At 36.3% G+C, this 15,436-nt stretch carries 17 protein-coding genes; 11 read left to right on the top strand and 6 right to left on the bottom strand.

Features of this window, described 5'->3' with window-relative positions; translation table 11 throughout:
* Positions 1-26: 26 nt before the first annotated feature.
* A complete protein-coding gene (locus BLP77_RS15105; protein WP_093857957.1) occupies positions 27-1,187 on the bottom strand; it encodes an MFS transporter in 1,161 nt (386 codons plus the stop codon).
* Positions 1,188-1,292: 105 nt separating this feature from the next.
* On the opposite strand from BLP77_RS15105, the gene BLP77_RS15100 reads away from it, so the two are divergent.
* From BLP77_RS15100 to BLP77_RS15085, 4 genes are all read left to right on the top strand, one after another.
* A complete protein-coding gene (locus BLP77_RS15100; RefSeq protein WP_093857956.1) occupies positions 1,293-1,682 on the top strand; it encodes an OsmC family protein in 390 nt (129 codons plus the stop codon).
* Between the two features lie 117 nt (positions 1,683-1,799).
* On the top strand, positions 1,800-3,107 hold the full coding sequence (locus tag BLP77_RS15095) for a Na+/H+ antiporter family protein (protein WP_093857955.1): 1,308 nt from the start codon (positions 1,800-1,802) through the stop codon (positions 3,105-3,107).
* Between the two features lie 366 nt (positions 3,108-3,473).
* Positions 3,474-4,247, top strand: coding sequence for a delta-lactam-biosynthetic de-N-acetylase (pdaA, locus tag BLP77_RS15090; RefSeq protein ID WP_093857954.1), 774 nt, complete (start codon positions 3,474-3,476; stop codon positions 4,245-4,247).
* Between the two features lie 107 nt (positions 4,248-4,354).
* Positions 4,355-5,224, top strand: coding sequence for a DNA-3-methyladenine glycosylase family protein (locus tag BLP77_RS15085; protein ID WP_093857953.1), 870 nt, complete (start codon positions 4,355-4,357; stop codon positions 5,222-5,224).
* A gap of 47 nt (positions 5,225-5,271) precedes the next feature.
* Here the strand turns inward: BLP77_RS15085 and BLP77_RS15080 are convergent, their stop codons facing one another.
* Genes BLP77_RS15080 through BLP77_RS15070 form a run of 3 tightly spaced genes read right to left on the bottom strand, consistent with a single transcriptional unit; the run spans position 5,272 to position 7,405 of the window.
* The gene (locus BLP77_RS15080) at positions 5,272-6,486 is read right to left on the bottom strand and encodes a hypothetical protein (RefSeq protein WP_093857952.1); all 1,215 of its coding nucleotides are present in this window, start codon (positions 6,484-6,486) and stop codon (positions 5,272-5,274) included.
* The gene (locus BLP77_RS15075; RefSeq protein WP_093857951.1) at positions 6,483-6,980 is read right to left on the bottom strand and encodes a PulJ/GspJ family protein; all 498 of its coding nucleotides are present in this window, start codon (positions 6,978-6,980) and stop codon (positions 6,483-6,485) included. The genes BLP77_RS15080 and BLP77_RS15075 overlap by 4 nt, the downstream gene beginning before the upstream one ends.
* Positions 6,977-7,405 (bottom strand): type IV pilus modification PilV family protein, encoded by a 429-nt coding sequence (locus BLP77_RS15070; RefSeq protein WP_093857950.1) that lies wholly within the window; start codon positions 7,403-7,405, stop codon positions 6,977-6,979. Before BLP77_RS15070 ends, BLP77_RS15075 begins: the two co-directional genes overlap by 4 nt.
* Positions 7,406-7,527: 122 nt before the next feature.
* On the opposite strand from BLP77_RS15070, the gene BLP77_RS15065 reads away from it, so the two are divergent.
* The 7 genes from BLP77_RS15065 to BLP77_RS15035 are packed head-to-tail and all read left to right on the top strand — an operon-like array spanning position 7,528 to position 13,717.
* Positions 7,528-9,186 carry a GspE/PulE family protein gene (locus BLP77_RS15065; protein WP_093857949.1) on the top strand — a complete coding sequence of 553 codons (1,659 nt, stop codon included), beginning with the start codon at positions 7,528-7,530 and terminating at the stop codon, positions 9,184-9,186.
* 21 nt (positions 9,187-9,207) lie between these two features.
* Positions 9,208-10,416, top strand: a complete 1,209-nt coding sequence (locus BLP77_RS15060; protein WP_093857948.1) for a type II secretion system F family protein — start codon at positions 9,208-9,210, stop codon at positions 10,414-10,416.
* Positions 10,417-10,431: 15 nt separating this feature from the next.
* Positions 10,432-10,884 (top strand): prepilin-type N-terminal cleavage/methylation domain-containing protein, encoded by a 453-nt coding sequence (locus BLP77_RS15055; RefSeq protein ID WP_093857947.1) that lies wholly within the window; start codon positions 10,432-10,434, stop codon positions 10,882-10,884.
* A gap of 18 nt (positions 10,885-10,902) precedes the next feature.
* Positions 10,903-11,658 carry a prepilin peptidase gene (locus BLP77_RS15050; protein ID WP_093857946.1) on the top strand — a complete coding sequence of 252 codons (756 nt, stop codon included), beginning with the start codon at positions 10,903-10,905 and terminating at the stop codon, positions 11,656-11,658.
* A 14-nt stretch (positions 11,659-11,672) separates the two neighbouring features.
* Positions 11,673-12,635, top strand: coding sequence for a type IV pilus biogenesis protein PilM (gene pilM, locus BLP77_RS15045; protein WP_093857945.1), 963 nt, complete (start codon positions 11,673-11,675; stop codon positions 12,633-12,635).
* Complete coding sequence (locus BLP77_RS15040; RefSeq protein WP_093857944.1) at positions 12,636-13,178, top strand: PilN domain-containing protein; 543 nt, start codon at positions 12,636-12,638, stop codon at positions 13,176-13,178.
* Positions 13,178-13,717 carry a hypothetical protein gene (locus tag BLP77_RS15035; RefSeq protein WP_093857943.1) on the top strand — a complete coding sequence of 180 codons (540 nt, stop codon included), beginning with the start codon at positions 13,178-13,180 and terminating at the stop codon, positions 13,715-13,717. Before BLP77_RS15040 ends, BLP77_RS15035 begins: the two co-directional genes overlap by 1 nt.
* A 37-nt stretch (positions 13,718-13,754) precedes the next feature.
* Here BLP77_RS15035 and BLP77_RS15030 read toward each other — a convergent pair whose 3' ends face one another.
* Both BLP77_RS15030 and BLP77_RS15025 read right to left on the bottom strand, forming a co-directional pair.
* Entirely contained in the window at positions 13,755-14,528 is a 774-nt protein-coding gene (locus BLP77_RS15030; RefSeq protein WP_093857942.1) for an ABC transporter permease, read from the bottom strand.
* Positions 14,528-15,436: an ABC transporter ATP-binding protein gene (locus BLP77_RS15025; RefSeq protein WP_093857941.1), complete on the bottom strand. Its 909-nt coding sequence runs from the start codon at positions 15,434-15,436 to the stop codon at positions 14,528-14,530. Before BLP77_RS15025 ends, BLP77_RS15030 begins: the two co-directional genes overlap by 1 nt.

The following is a 15,436-nucleotide window of genomic DNA, read 5'->3' as shown; positions in this document are numbered from 1 at the left end:
AGAAGGATCTTAATATAAAAGATCCTTCATGATTTAGATATTTCACGTTTGGATAAAATTAAGATCAGGATAATGGCTAAGAAAAATGTGATGACATAGAAAAATGAATAGCCTGGAAAGTAGTCGATAAACATCCCGCTAATGGCGGGACCAGATATACTTCCTAAGCTAAATGCTGCACCACAGATGATGTTCCCTGCTGGAAGTAAGCTTTTCGGTAAAAGATCGGTCATATAAGACATCCCTAAAGAGAATAATGAACCAACAAGTAAGCCGGCAACAGAAAAAATGATAAGTAACCAAACAACCGATTCTTCTACAAAGGTTGCGATAAAGAAGGTCATGATACCCCCAATTAAAACGAATGCTAGTACTTTTTTCCTTCCAATTTTATCACTCAAAATACCTAATGGGATTTGCGAAATAATACTTGCAGCTGCAAAGCAAGGTATAATAATTGAAATGATCGAAACATCATGTCCTAGTCGCATAGCGTATACTGGGAAGTTACCGTGTAGGGATGCTTCTAAAAAGCCATATGCAAATGGTGCCAAAAAAGCAACCCATGCGTATTTTATCGACCCGATAAATCTTCCAATTGACTTTGTTGACGTTACTTGCATTTCCTCTTCTTGAATTGGGAATTCATTTCTTACAAAAAACATTAAACTCCAAACAATTAGGCATAAAAAAGCACTGATGATAAAGGGTAAGGCAGGGTCAATTTCAATTAAACGAGTCATAACAGGTCCTGTTGCAAAACCTACTGCAAACATTAACCCATAAATGGCAATGTTCCGGCCACGACGTTCATCTGGTGTCGTTGTTGTAATCCAAGTCTGAGTTCCAAAGTGTAAAATGTTATCGCCTATGCCAATCATCATTCTAAGAATAAACCAAAACCAAAGCGATTCCCAGATTGTAAAGAAAAATAATGAAGTAAAAACAAGGGCTCCTCCAACTAAAATCATGGGTTTATAACCAAACGTTCTCAATGGCTTTTCTAGAAAAGGCGAAATTAATAAAATACCGATGTATAATGCCGTTGCATGTATACCATTAACAGAAGATGATATACCATTTTGTTCAAGTAAAACGGCAATTAGGGGTAGTAGCATTCCTTGTGAAAAACCTGATATCCCGACGATTGTAACAAGGATCGCAAATCTAGTACGTTCATTAACCATTCATATCCCCCATAATTAAGCAAAGTCAATGACATTGTACCCTATAATCATGTTAAAATTAAAGATAATTATTTACGACTTATATTCATAAGGAGTGTATACTAGATGAGATTCAACATTACAGACACTGATATAACGACAGATGATTTTAATTATGGTATGTTAAATATTTCACCAAATGACACAGAAGGATTTCGACCTTTTCAATTAATGGTTGCATCTATAGCGGGGTGTAGCGCATCTGTATATAGAAGAATCCTAAAGAAACAAAAAATAGAATATGATGAGTTATCAGTAGAAGCAGATGTAGTGAGAACTGGTGATGATGTTAATAAAATCGAAAAAATAACATTAAACTTTAAAATTAAGGGACAGGAATTAAATCAAAAGAAACTTAATAAAAGCTTAGAAATTGCGACAAAAAACTGCTCGATGGTGCAATCAGTAGTGCCAACGATGGAGGTCGAAGAAACGGTAGAAATTATAGAAGAATAGTATAAAATTGAACAACCCCCCATATTTTTTATTAAAGGGGGTTGATTTTTTAAGCTAATTTCTTTATTATGATAAAGTATTAACGTGATAACAAGATAAATAAAAGGGGAGGATATTATGGCTTCTGCAGTCATTATTTCGGTTTTATTAATGACTATTCTAAGTTTACTTAAAGTAAACGTCCTAGTGGCAATTGTCATATCCGCATTAACAGCTGGATTAATGGTGGATTTGTCATTTAAAGATTTCATAGAAATGTTTGTTAACAACATGGGTACTGCGACTGCAATAAGTTATATACTTCTTGGTGGTTTTGCAGCGGCTATTAATATGACAGGTATAACGAAAGTCATTGTACAGTTTTTAAGAAAAGCTGTGAAAGGTAAGCGGGGTTTCATGCTTATTGCAATTGCGGTTATTGCATCATTTTCGCAAAATATAGTACCTGTGCATATTGCTTTTATTCCGATATTAATTCCGCCATTAATAGCGTTGTTTGATAAGATGCAAATTGACCGTCGAGCGGTTGCAACGGCCTTAACGTTTGGTCTTAAAGCCCCATATGTTATGATTCCTTTAGGCTTTGGACTTATTTTCCATGAAACTATTCAGGAAAGTATGGCTGATAGCGGGATTGAATTATCCATAACGGAAATCGCCTCAGCCATGTTAATTCCCGGGTTAGGTATGGTAATAGGCTTATTAATCGCCATTTTTGTGACATATCGTAAGAAACGAGATTACAGTCAAATTGAGCCTGAAGGACAGCCATCTGAAATTGCTGAAGTAGACGATACACCATTTAAATTTGAGACCAAACACTTCATGACGATTATTGCCATAATTGCTGCTTTAGCTGTTCAAATAATCACTGGGCAAATGGTTTTGGGTGCCCTAACAGGTTTAGTACTCATGTTTGTATTAGTAGCTGTTCCGTTTAAACAAAGTGAACAGGTTATGTCTAAAGGGATCAGTATGATGGGCATGATTGCCTTTATTATGTTGGCAGCATCTGGCTTTGGCGGTGTGTTACAAGATACTGGATCGATAGAGGCTTTAGTTAATGCTTCATCTGGAATGTTAGAAGGACAGAAAGCGTTAATTGCCTTTATTTTATTAATTGTTGGCTTAATTGTGACCATGGGTATTGGAACTTCATTTGGAACTATTCCGATTTTAGCCGCTCTTTATGTACCAATTGCGACAGCAGCTGGTTTTTCTCCAATTGCGATTGCCACGTTAATCGGTACAGCAGGGGCATTAGGCGATGCTGGAAGTCCAGCCTCAGACAGTACACTTGGACCAACAGCAGGTTTAAATGTTGATGGGAAACATAATCACATTTGGGACACCTGTGTACCAACATTTATCCATTTTAATATTCCGTTATTCCTGTTTGGGTGGTTTGCATCGATTATGTTTTAAAGGGGAAAACTCCGCGCTTGGCGGAGTTTTTTCATGTTTTTAAACTTTAAGGCTTGTCGCCATTAATTGACGATAAGCCATTTTTTTAGGGTGTTGATATAGCAATGGGTAATTATCAAGGAACATCGGGGAATTAGTTACGGTGATGGGGCATTCAGAACACCTTATTGGGCGAAAAATCAAGTTCATAGGGCAAATATCAATCAAGATAGGGTAGTTATTGAAGTTAATTGGGGACTTATCATAAGTGATGGGGTAATCAGCTTGGTTCATTGGGGAATCAATTTATTGGGCACTCGACATACTTAATTGCGTATAATTTCCTTTTCCCTACAAAAAATAACTGTAAAGAGGAGGTTATGCGAATTGAAGCGTGTTTTTTTAGGGTTATTAGCGATCGTTGTTTGGTTCTCCATGACCATACCCGTAACGAGTGAGGCGTATGGGTATGGTTATAAGAAAAAATATAATGAACAGCCCCCGGATTTAGGCTTTTACGCTCCTTTAATTGAAAAATACAATGGTATTTATATGGGTGACCCAGATCAGAAGAAAGTATACTTAACGTTTGATAATGGTTATGAACAGGGTTACACAGGCACTATTTTGGACATTTTAAAAGACAAGAAAGTACCAGCAACTTTTTTTCTAACAGGTAATTATGTAACTGATAATCCAGACTTAGTGAAGCGAATGGTAGATGAGGGTCATATTATCGGAAACCATTCAAACAAACATTTGGATTTTACGAAAAGCTCAGAAAAAGAAATAAAAGAAGACTTGAGTAATTTAGATAAAAAAATCAAAAAATATACAGAGCAAGATTCTGTCCTATTTTTTCGTCCAGCAAAAGGCGTTTTTAATGAAAAATCGTTAGCTTTAACGGACGAGCTTGGATATATTAATGTATTCTGGACAGTAGCATTTGTTGATTGGCATAAAGATCGTAAAAATGGGTGGAAAAAATCCTTTGATGAGGTTATGAAACAAATACATCCAGGTGCGATTATTTTACTTCACACCGTTTCACAGGATAATGCCGATGCTTTAAATCATATGATCGATGAATTAAGAAAACGCGGTTATGAATTTGGTTCATTAGAGGAATTATTATGGGAAAAATTAGTTCCTATCAGCTAATATATAGTTAGTAAAATGGCCTAATACGGGCCATTTTTTATATTTGCTTTAGGATTATATATAGTTGTAAACTGTAATTAGCTGTTTTAGTAAGGGGAGAGATTGTTATGTGGAAAGAGTATTATCATGCTCCGGGCATGTATGATTTTGATTATTCATTACGCCGTTTAAGTATGGATCCTTTGATTCGAACAAATATGAAAGAGCGCTATGTTGATGTCCCAGTTCGTCTTGAAAATGACCGTGCTGTAGTACGTGTTAAAGCGGAAGGGGATATAGAAAAACCTGTTTTTTCAGTTATGTCAGATCATAATGAAGAACAAGACGTTATTTTTGAACATATACGTAACATTTTCCAATGGGATAAAGATTTGAATGACATTCATCAGTTTTTCCAACAAACTGAATTGTCAATGCTATTCCATCAATATCAAGGAACACCTATTGTGCGCGATTTTAACTTATATGATTCCTTAATGAAGGTCATTATTCATCAACAATTAAACATGAAATTTGCCTATACGTTATCGACACGGTTTGTGCAAACATTTGGCGAAGAAGAGGATGGGTCATGGTTCTATCCTACACCAGAAAAAGTTGCCTCACTGGAATATGATTATTTAAGAAACCTGCAATTTAGTCAGCGAAAAGCTGAATACGTCATTGATACATCACGCTTAATCGTAGATGGTGAGCTTGATTTGCAAAAATTATCTAAGCTTCCCAATGATGAGGTATTAAAGACATTAGGAAAAATTAGAGGAATCGGACCATGGACAGTGCAAAACTGGTTATTATTTGCACTTGGGCGCGATGATTTGTTCCCTGCTGCTGATATTGGCATTCAAAACGCCTTAAAAAAATGGTGGCAATTGGATGAAAAACCTTCTAAAAAGGACATTGAGAAAAAATCGATGGAATGGTCACCATTTAGAAGTTATGCAGCCTTAACCTTATGGAGAAGTATAGAGGGTTAAAGCACCCGGTTAAAAGGGTGCTTTTATACTTACCTTTTGGTCTTTCTTTAATATTCACTATCCTCTAAATCAACTATAGGCTCAGATCCACCTAAATTTGTTGGTGGAACACCTTCACAACCGGGGAATTCAGGTACTTCACTCGTATAATTAAATGAATTACCATCTGGATTGATGATTGGTTCATCTTGAATAGGCGTATAGAGAATTAGATCCCCAGTCAGATTAATATTCCCACCTAGATTGTTATCAAATGTTTGGACATCCGTATCAATGTGAATCGTTAAATGACCGTTAACATTAAGGTTAGTTCCATTCAGTTCCAATCCTTCTTTTAAGATTGTATCGCTACCAATATTAACAGGGTTTTGGCTAAAGATGACGCGTTCATCTGAGACAACATAGCCTCTCACTGAAAAAATCCCTCTGTAATCAATCCCTTGCTTAAAGCGAGCGTTGCCACATACTAAAAATTCACTATTCGGATTGTTTTGACTAGATAATGGAGCATTAATATAAGCGTCTTCTTTAACGGTAACTGACGACTTGTTATTAACCTCAACACCATTGAACACGCCTGTTCCATTAACAACTAATGAGCCTTGGTTTGCCGTTTCGAGTCCACCATCTGTGTAAAAATCTCCTGTTTCTATATCACAGGCAACGGAAGCACTCCCATTAACATAATATGTGCCATCGGGGTCAGAGGGACATTCACTATTCCCGGTATCCTTCCAGCCTACTCCATCCTCATAGCTGTAGTCAGGATCAGCCGGTGGGTCTGGAAATGTGTCACTCTCGTCTAACCAATCATCTACGGAATCGCCTTTACTTAAATGAAGTGTAATTCTAATTCGATCGGAGAAATCACCGTCATGTCCTGTGATTTCGATATTTAGACGCGCCCCTTTATCGGTTTCCTCATAAATAAAACTATCACCTAATGCAAAATACCGGTATGGATACTCTTCGTCGACTGTAATGGCACTTATATTAGCTTCAATTTTCTGTTGCATATCGTCAAAAAATGCTTCAGTAACCTCTAATTCATTTTCGCTTAAATAAGTCATGATTTGATCACGAGCGAAAGTTGACCCCATCTCAGCTAAATGCGTGGCACGATTATGGTGCGCTAAAATGTCATTTTGTTTCGCATTCGTTAAAATATTATTCATGATAACGGTCGAAAATAGCATAATGAAGGCTATCGTGAGTAATACGACAATTAACGCGGCTCCACGTTCGTTTTTATATCGAATCATGATTCATCACTACTTTCACTAGTAGAAATACGTGAGATTGACGTTGACACTTCAACCGGTTTAAAACGGTTAACTTCAGGCTTAGTGACGCTTATGAACATTTCGTAAGTTTGTCCACCATTAATGGATATTGATTCACCAGGTAATAGTATAGAATCAGGTAAAAGGTCGCCACCTGACCATAAATTTTTAGCGATATAAATATCGTAAGTGCTTGCTTCTCCATGAAATGTGTAACTTGTGTCAGGTGTTTCAACAACATAAGTGGAAGAATTAATCCGACTAATGGTGTAATGGGTATAATTTTGATGAATATCGGTAAGGTTTAAGATTAATTGATTAACCTCTGACTGTGTCTGTGATTGAATCTCTGAGTGCTTATAATGGTTAATAGCTGTTGTCGCAACAGAAAATACGAGTGTCCCAATGACGAATGTTAGAACAAAAGTTGCTAAAACTTCGATTAAGGTAAGCCCCTGTTCATGTTTATTCATGACGACACCTCTATGTAACTATAGGTTTTGGTTACAACGTCTTTGGTTTCATCGACAATCTCAATTATGGCCTTTAATAGATCAGTATTGTCTTCATTTGAAATGGTAAGCTGTAAGGAGAACGATGAGTTTGAGTGAAACTGCCCATTTGCCTCTACGGCTGGTATAAGTGGTTGACCTGGTGAATTAAATTCGGTATACACTTGAGGTGATAGTGTAGATTCATCGATGTCTCTAACATCTTGTAAAGCCGTACGTGCTAGATTAATAGCATGCATATCTTTTTCATTAATGTTCTGCATTGAGAATGATTGTGTAAACATCGTAAAAAAGCTGATTAACACAATCGATAAGATGACGAGTGCTGCTAAAATCTCTATTAACGTCATACCTTTTTCCTTCTGAATACTACGGTATAGTAACATTGACAACAGTCCTCGATTTTTTACTCATTAAATAGTATAATAAAATATACCTAGTTCTATATGACTAATTTATCATATTTTTAAAGATTATAAAGTTTTTTTAATTTGAAAGGAAGATTAGCTTGGCGAAAAAGGTAAAGCTCCGGCTTGGTGAAATATTAATCGAGCAAGGTTTAATGACAAAAGATCAGTTAAATCAAGCCCTCGAAACAAAAAGGACAGGACAAAAGCTTGGTGATAAGTTAATTGAGTTAGGTATGATTACCGAGTTTCAATTGGTGGAAGTCCTACAACAACAGCTTGGAATACCCCACGTTCGCTTACATCACTACGATGTTGATCAAAGCCTAGTTAATCTAATATCCAAAGACTATGCACGTGAAAACTTAGTCTTTCCTTTAAAGAAAGATAAAAATAAATTAATTGTAGCAGTATCTGACCCGCTCGATTATTTCGTGTTTAATGACTTAAGGCTGTCGACAGGATTTAAGATTGAACCAGTCATGGCCATAAAAGACGAAATTAGACAAAGTATTCTTAAGTATTATGAGCAGGAACAAATAGCAGAAGAATTTGAAACGCTTGATGAGTATGAAAAAGTACAAGACCTTACTATTGAAGAAGAAGCATCTCCAGTTGTAAAGCTATTGAATCAAGTCATTCAACAAGCTGTTGTTGAAAAAGCCAGTGACATTCATTTTGACCCCCAAGAGCATCACATTAAGGTTCGTTTTAGAATAGATGGTGCCTTACAAACCGTCCAAACACTCTCCATAAATGTTCAGTCATCAATGCTTACTCGAATTAAAATCATGGCAGGATTAGACATTACAGAACAAAAAGTCCCACAGGATGGACGCATTAAGCGAAGAATCGAAGAACGTGATATTGATTTACGTGTCAGTACATTACCGACTATTTTTGGTGAAAAAGTCGTTATACGTGTGCTTGATATTCATGCCGTGTCGAATCAATTAGAGGATTTAGGCTTCAACTCAAAACATTTACAAGACTTTATCGATATGATCGAAAAGCCTCATGGCATCGTACTATTAACAGGACCAACTGGATCTGGCAAAACATCTACCATGTATGGCGCGTTAACGCGATTAAATCGTGAGGAGTCTAATATTATTACGATTGAGGATCCTGTTGAGTACCAGCTAGATGGCATCAATCAAATTCAAGTTAATTCTAAAGTTGACTTAACCTTTTCATCAGGATTGCGGTCAATTCTCAGGCAAGATCCGGACATTATTATGATCGGTGAGATTCGAGATGAAGAAACGGCAAATATGGCTGTGCGTGCTTCGATTACCGGGCATCTAGTATTAAGTACATTACATACCAATGATTCGGTTGGAACGATTAACCGTCTAATGAATATCGGTGTTGAACGCTTTCTAGTCGGCACTTCCCTAAACGGTGTTGTGGCACAGCGGTTAGTGAGAACGAATTGTCGAGATTGTTTAATAGAGGTAGAACCAACATTACGTGAACAAGAAGTTTTTAATAAATATGGGCTTAATATTAAACACATCAAAAAGGGTAAAGGCTGCCCAACTTGTAAAGGGACTGGCTATAAAGGGCGTACAGCCATTCATGAGATACTAACCATCGACGATGACATTCAAAATGCTATTTTAAATAACAAAACCTCGCTTGAAATTGAAAACATCGCAAGGGAAAAAGGTTTTGCCTATTTATTTGAAGATGGACTACGAAAGGTAAAAGAAGGTATCACCACAACACAAGAGGTCTTTAGAGTAGCAACAGAATAAGGAGTAAGGGAGGTAAGGAAATTGGCTTCCTATAGATATACGGCAGTTGATTTTTATGGTCATGCTAAAAAAGGCCGCCTAGAGGCGTTTAACACTGAACAAGCTAAGAAATTACTTAGGGATGAAGGATATAAGGTTAAATCTATAGAAGAAGTTAAAGGTTCAATATGGACTAAAGAACTATATATTGGAAGGCCTGTTAAATCGCGAGACCTCGTAGTGTTTTTACAACAATTTTCAGCCTTATTAAAGGCAGGTTTAACCGTTGTCGATACGATTAGGATTTTACGCGAACAAACAAATAACAAAGCCTTGATCAAAGCTTTGTATTATATTGAAATTGACTTAAGACAAGGGACATCCCTTGCTAACGCGATGGAAAAACATCCAAAAATTTTTAATACGATTCTAGTCAATATGATTCACAGCGCGGAACTAAGTGGAACGTTGGAAGAGTCGTTAGATGAATTAGCCGATTACTACCAAAAACAACACAAAACGATGCAAACGATTCAATCAAGTTTAGCCTATCCTGTAACAGTTATGATTGTCGCATTTTTGGTCGTTATATTTTTATTAATGTATGTTGTGCCGCAGTTTGTTAGTATGTTCGATCAATTTGGTGCTGAATTGCCATTAATTACTCGATTTGTTTTAGCGTTGAGTAACTGGCTAGTTCAAAATTGGTTATTATTTATACTAATCATTAGTTTAGTTATTTTAGCTAGTATTTGGGTATATCAACATCATCAATGGCGTTATAAACTAGATCACTTATTACTTCAACTACCAGTGTTCGGCCCACTAGTTTTAAAATCGAATATCGCAAGTATGACAAGGACATTAAGTTCATTATTGAAAAATGCCGTACCGATCATCCAAGCGATTGAATTAACCGAAAAGACGATACCAAACCGAGTCATCAGAGACACACTTAAGCAATCTAAAACATCTTTGAAGCAAGGTAACTCCTTTGTTAAACCAATGGAAGAACAATCAGTTTTTCCATTCCTCGTTACGCAAATGATTTCTGTTGGTGAAAATGCAGGCTCATTAGTAGCGATGCTTGAACAAGTTTCTGGCTTTTATGAGGAAGATATCGATACAGCTGCAGGTCGATTAAAATCCTTATTAGAGCCGTTACTCATTATAGCCTTATCTATTATCGTTGGTACAATAGTTCTTGCAATTATCGTTCCAATGTTTGATTTATTTAATCAAATTAATTAAAAGGGGAGAGAGTAGATGTTTAAGATGTCTAAAAGCTTGATTAAAAAGGAAAAGGGTGTCACGCTTGTTGAGTTGTTAGCTGTCATCATTATTTTAGGGATTATTGCACTTATCGCTGTCCCAGCTATTGCAGGTGTGATTGAGGATTCGAAGGTGGATAGTATTAAGTCGTCGGCGATTAACTATATTAATGCTGGTGAATTATACTCAGTTACCAATGATATAAGTAATGATTCTATTGATTTAAAAACGTTATTTGATGATGGTTATGTAGATGATAAAGATACTGCAATATGGAATAATTTTGGAGATTCAAGTGGTAGACCACAGGTAGAAATAGATACTGACGGTAATATAACTATTACTGCGACCGGTTCAATGGATGGTATTACAGTTCAATTTGAAGGAGCATCGATATCAGATATAAATGAAGGTGACGATAATGATAATGTAACCGTTACTAAATAATCTTGGGGACTGATCACCATGCTATTTATCTATCTTTATGTCACGATACTAGGACTCATGCTAGGTTCATTCTATAATGTTGTCGGCATTCGTGTACCACGTCGGGAATCAATCGTGAGTCCGCCCTCGCACTGTCCAAAGTGTGAGAAGCGGCTTCGGGTTCATGAGTTGATTCCTGTTTTCTCATATGTTTTTCAAAAAGGAAAATGTCGGCATTGCCAAGAGCGGATTTCACCATTGTATCCACTGTTTGAGTTATTGACCGCTTTTCTTTTTGGAATGGCATTCTATTACTTTGGCTTTCAGCTAGAGTTAATTGTAGCTTGGGCTTTAATTAGTCTACTAGTGATCATTACGATAACGGATATACACTATCAGCTTATACCTAATCGTATTCTATCGTATTTCGTCATTATTTTAATCATTCTTAGATTATTTGTCCAAACCGATCCATGGTATGATGCCTACCTTGGTGGAATGGTTGGGTTCGTTTTGTTATTAATCATTGCTCTTATTAGTAGGGGTGGTATGGGTGGCGGCGATATTAAACTATTTGGGGTTATTGGTTTAGTGTTAGGTGTTAAAGGGACACTCATGATACTATTTCTAGCCTCTTTACTAGGAGCTGTGATTGGCTTTATTTTAATGGTTTTTGGCAAAGTGAAAAAAGGTGTGCCATTTGCATTTGGACCATTTATCGCATTGGGAGCCATCCTAACCTATTTCTATCAAAATGACATCATAGAGTGGTATACTCAAACATTTTTCTTATAAAAGGTGTGTCAATCATGAGTCAAAACATCGTTAACCTTGAAATACATGATTACGTCATTCGCTATATTGAGACTGCACAATCGAATGCAGCTGAGATTATAGGATTTGGAGAATATTTCATTCCAAATGATGTCATTAAGGGTGGGACGATTGAAAAGCCTGAGGCATTTCAAAAGATATTACAAACCCTTGCAAAAAAATGGCGACTAAAACGTAAACACGTCCGACTGACCATGCCAGATTCATTAGTAATCATTCGAAAACAGAACATACCGAAATCCATTCAGAAACGGGATATCGATTATTATGTCAATTTTCAACTAGGAGAGTCGATTCATCTTCCGTTCTATAAGCCCATCTTTGAAACGATTTTATTAAACGAGGGCGAGGAACATTACGAGATTAGTCTAATCTCAACCTGTGAAACATTAGTACAACCATATATTGATCAATTTAAGAAATTAAAATGTAAGGTCATTGCGGTTGATATTTCACCGTTAAATTATTATCGTTTGTTTTATCATCAAAAAGAACTTCTTACAGAGGACCAAACACTACTCATTCAGTATAATGCGACTGAAGTTGTCTTTAGTGCTTTTGAACAACATGTTCCGATTTTTCTACAACAGTTTCATTTACGATTACCAGAAGACGAGCCATTAACATTTGGTGACACTATGACAAAAGAGGACTTTAATCAGGATGATGTTTTACTCGATTATGATGAGATTCGAACAGAAATTGAACGTATAGAGCGATTTTATAAGTATTCTATGAATCATGGCGAACGCTCGTTTACAAAAACAATCATAGCGGGAGATCATCCGTACCTTTCAGATATTATTGAGAAAATGTCTAACCGTTCTAAGACTGAGATGATGAATTTAACTGATGAAGATTTAAATGGTCTAGAAAAGAATAATCTTGAACGAAAATACCACAATGTAATTGGTTTAGCGATGAAAGAAGGACGATAAATGTTAGTTGACATTAATCTATTACCCAAAAGACCGAAGAAAAATTATAGTTCAATCATTTTATATACTTTATTGTCTGGCATTACGATCATCATCATTGGATGCGGAACCATGATGTTTTGGACAAACGCACAGACCGTCGAACGTGTAGAAGAACACGTTAATCAACAAAAAAAGATAAATGCCGTCTTACAATCTAAGCTACAAGGCGGTGTCGAGGAGCAACGCGCAAATGAATTACAAGATATGATTCATCAATTAAAGCAAAATTCAATTTCAATATCGAATGTCATGAGCAAAATTCTTGAGTTAGTACCTTCTAATAGTTCACTAGATGCCTTTCAATTTCATGAGCAACAGATTGATCTAACACTCACGTCGCCAACGAATGAGCAAGCGGTAGATTTTTTTCTACAATTAAAATCTGTAAAAACATTTGCTGAAGTGTCCATTCATACGATTAATTATGTTGAAACAGAGGACCATTATGTCACCAATTACACGGTTCATCTCCAATCCACACAAGGAAAGGAAGATGAATAATGCGGTTAACTAATATTCAAAAAAGAGTGATCATGTCGTGGGTGATTTTACTCGTCTTTTTAGCAGCTGGATCTTACCTTTTCGTTTTCAAATCTCAAATCAATCAATTAGAAAGTCATGAAGAAACCTTAAGCCTTGAGGAGCAAAAAGAAGGTGTATTCATGAATCGAATAAAGGAACAAGGAACAGAAGTCGTTGATGTATCATCAATTCGTTCTTCTATCCCTGAGTCGATGCTTGAAGACGAGATCATTCACTTGCTTAATCAGGCTGCCGAAGCGAGCTTGACAACCGTGTATAGCTATCACTACGCTGATCAGTCCATGATCACATTACAAGAGGATGAAGAAGTAAAGCAGCTTACAATGGAAATTAGTGGTGATACACCTAGTATAGAACATCTAAATCAGTTCGTTAGAAAATTGGAATCATCAAATCGATTCATTAATATTCTAATGTTTGATTTTCAAGTAAGGAATGGTAAGATAACATTTCAAATCCAATTTCAAGCCTATTCTAGGAAATTTGAGGACATATAAAAAGGCTTCCGCGAGAGTTGCGAAAGCCTTCTAACAATTATTGCAGTGCACGATTTTTTAAAGTTAAAATGGCAAACTGAATACACGCAAAGGTAAAAATAACAGCCATTAATGCTGAATACCATATTTCTGTCGAAAGAACCCCTGAATGTAAGTATTCACCAATATAATCCCCAATTAAAGCGGGACTCCACGTGAATATATGGCCATAAATGCTTGTTAAAACATTAAGAGCTATAATGATGATGAGTGATAAAAAGGCAACAACTCCTGGAGACTGGACCCACGTATTGACCATGATGACAATTCCAATGATTAAAGCAAAATAAAGACTAAAAAATAAAATACTTGTTAAAATTTTTGTAAAATCAATTGAGCCAAATAATAGACTAACATAATACCAACCAGCTACAACCGCTAAAAATATTGAGAGAAAGACGATTAAAGCTAGAGACATGAACTTAGCTGACACATAATTTGTATATTTAACCGGTTTGGATAAAATGAGTTCATAGACGCCACTTTTCATCTCTCCTGAAATAACACCCATTGCAATTACAACCGTAATTAAAACACCAAGCAGACCTAGTTCATTAAAGCTCATCAAGATTGCTTCGTTTGCATTTGGCATCGGAATGTCAACGACAGCACCTTCTGGGATACCCCCAACAGCATCCATTATTTTAGGTAAATAATAGGTTGTAATGGGGTCCATAACAGCAAATAAAATGAAGACAATGGGAACCCAAATCCATTTCATATTACGCCAGTTTTCAAGAATCTCTTTTTTAAAGATGACATACCATTGCATTATTTTTTCACCGCCTTCATAAACAAATCTTCGAGTGACGTTTTTGCAACTTCAAATCGGGTTAGCTGCCAATTTTCACGATGAACCACTTCTAGCAATTGCTTCCGAGCGATTTGTAGATCATGAACCGTTAGGAAGTAATCGTTATTTTCTCTTGTTACTTTAAAAACCGATTCAATTTCCTTAAGCCTATCTTCAATAAATTTCGGTTCATCAGTAAAGGAAAGTTTAATCGTAACGGTGCTTTGTACTGATTCAAGCTCATGCATACTTCCTTGTTCAATAATTTTCCCTTCGTTTAATAGCAAGATTTCATCGCTGACTTCCTCTGCATCATTTAGGATATGCGTTGAAAATAAAATAGTCGCATCCTTTTTTAGCTCACGCATTAGGTTTAAAACCTCACGTCTTCCAATAGGGTCTAATGCTGAAGCGGGTTCATCTAAAATGATAAGTTTAGGTGCATGGATCAGTGCCTGTGCAATACCTAATCGCTGTTTCATTCCACCTGAATATTTAGAGATTCTCAGTTTACGAACCTCTTTCAGATTAACTAAATCAAGTAATTCATCAGCACGTTTGATAGCTTCCGTTTTAGATAAATGGGCTAATTGCCCTGCGTAGATGAGGAACTCTTTTCCTGACATCCAGTTATGAAATACAGGGAATTGCGGTAAATAACCGACATAATTACGGAAATCTTTAGATAGTCTATCCTCGTTAAATGAAATATTTCCATCTGTTGGTTTAATGAAACCTGCTAGCATTCTTAATGTTGTTGTTTTACCGGAACCATTAGGGCCTAGTAGGGCCACACATTTCCCATGTTCTAGAGAAAAAGATACGTCGTTGACCACACTGATATCTTTATAGGTTTTTGTTAAGTGACTAGCTTCCAATAATGCCAA

The organism is Tenuibacillus multivorans, assembly GCF_900103915.1.
Classification (GTDB): domain Bacteria; phylum Bacillota; class Bacilli; order Bacillales; family Alkalibacillaceae; genus Tenuibacillus; species Tenuibacillus multivorans.
The sequence above is the reverse complement of the archived record's forward strand: the minus strand, read 5'-3'. Positions and strand labels throughout refer to the sequence as shown.

What these genes read in the sequence shown, in the direction of transcription:
- BLP77_RS15105 (WP_093857957.1), bottom strand. Translation starts at nt 1,187, where the DNA reads ATGGTTAATGAACGTACTAGATTTGCGATCCTTGTTACAATCGTCGGG.
- BLP77_RS15100 (WP_093857956.1), top strand. Translation starts at nt 1,293, where the DNA reads ATGAGATTCAACATTACAGACACTGATATAACGACAGATGATTTTAAT.
- BLP77_RS15095 (WP_093857955.1), top strand. Translation starts at nt 1,800, where the DNA reads ATGGCTTCTGCAGTCATTATTTCGGTTTTATTAATGACTATTCTAAGT.
- BLP77_RS15085 (WP_093857953.1), top strand. Translation starts at nt 4,355, where the DNA reads ATGTGGAAAGAGTATTATCATGCTCCGGGCATGTATGATTTTGATTAT.
- BLP77_RS15080 (WP_093857952.1), bottom strand. Translation starts at nt 6,486, where the DNA reads ATGATTCGATATAAAAACGAACGTGGAGCCGCGTTAATTGTCGTATTA.
- BLP77_RS15075 (WP_093857951.1), bottom strand. Translation starts at nt 6,980, where the DNA reads ATGAATAAACATGAACAGGGGCTTACCTTAATCGAAGTTTTAGCAACT.
- BLP77_RS15070 (WP_093857950.1), bottom strand. Translation starts at nt 7,405, where the DNA reads ATGTTACTATACCGTAGTATTCAGAAGGAAAAAGGTATGACGTTAATA.
- BLP77_RS15055 (WP_093857947.1), top strand. Translation starts at nt 10,432, where the DNA reads ATGTTTAAGATGTCTAAAAGCTTGATTAAAAAGGAAAAGGGTGTCACG.
- BLP77_RS15050 (WP_093857946.1), top strand. Translation starts at nt 10,903, where the DNA reads ATGCTATTTATCTATCTTTATGTCACGATACTAGGACTCATGCTAGGT.
- pilM (WP_093857945.1), top strand. Translation starts at nt 11,673, where the DNA reads ATGAGTCAAAACATCGTTAACCTTGAAATACATGATTACGTCATTCGC.
- BLP77_RS15040 (WP_093857944.1), top strand. Translation starts at nt 12,636, where the DNA reads ATGTTAGTTGACATTAATCTATTACCCAAAAGACCGAAGAAAAATTAT.
- BLP77_RS15035 (WP_093857943.1), top strand. Translation starts at nt 13,178, where the DNA reads ATGCGGTTAACTAATATTCAAAAAAGAGTGATCATGTCGTGGGTGATT.
- BLP77_RS15030 (WP_093857942.1), bottom strand. Translation starts at nt 14,528, where the DNA reads ATGCAATGGTATGTCATCTTTAAAAAAGAGATTCTTGAAAACTGGCGT.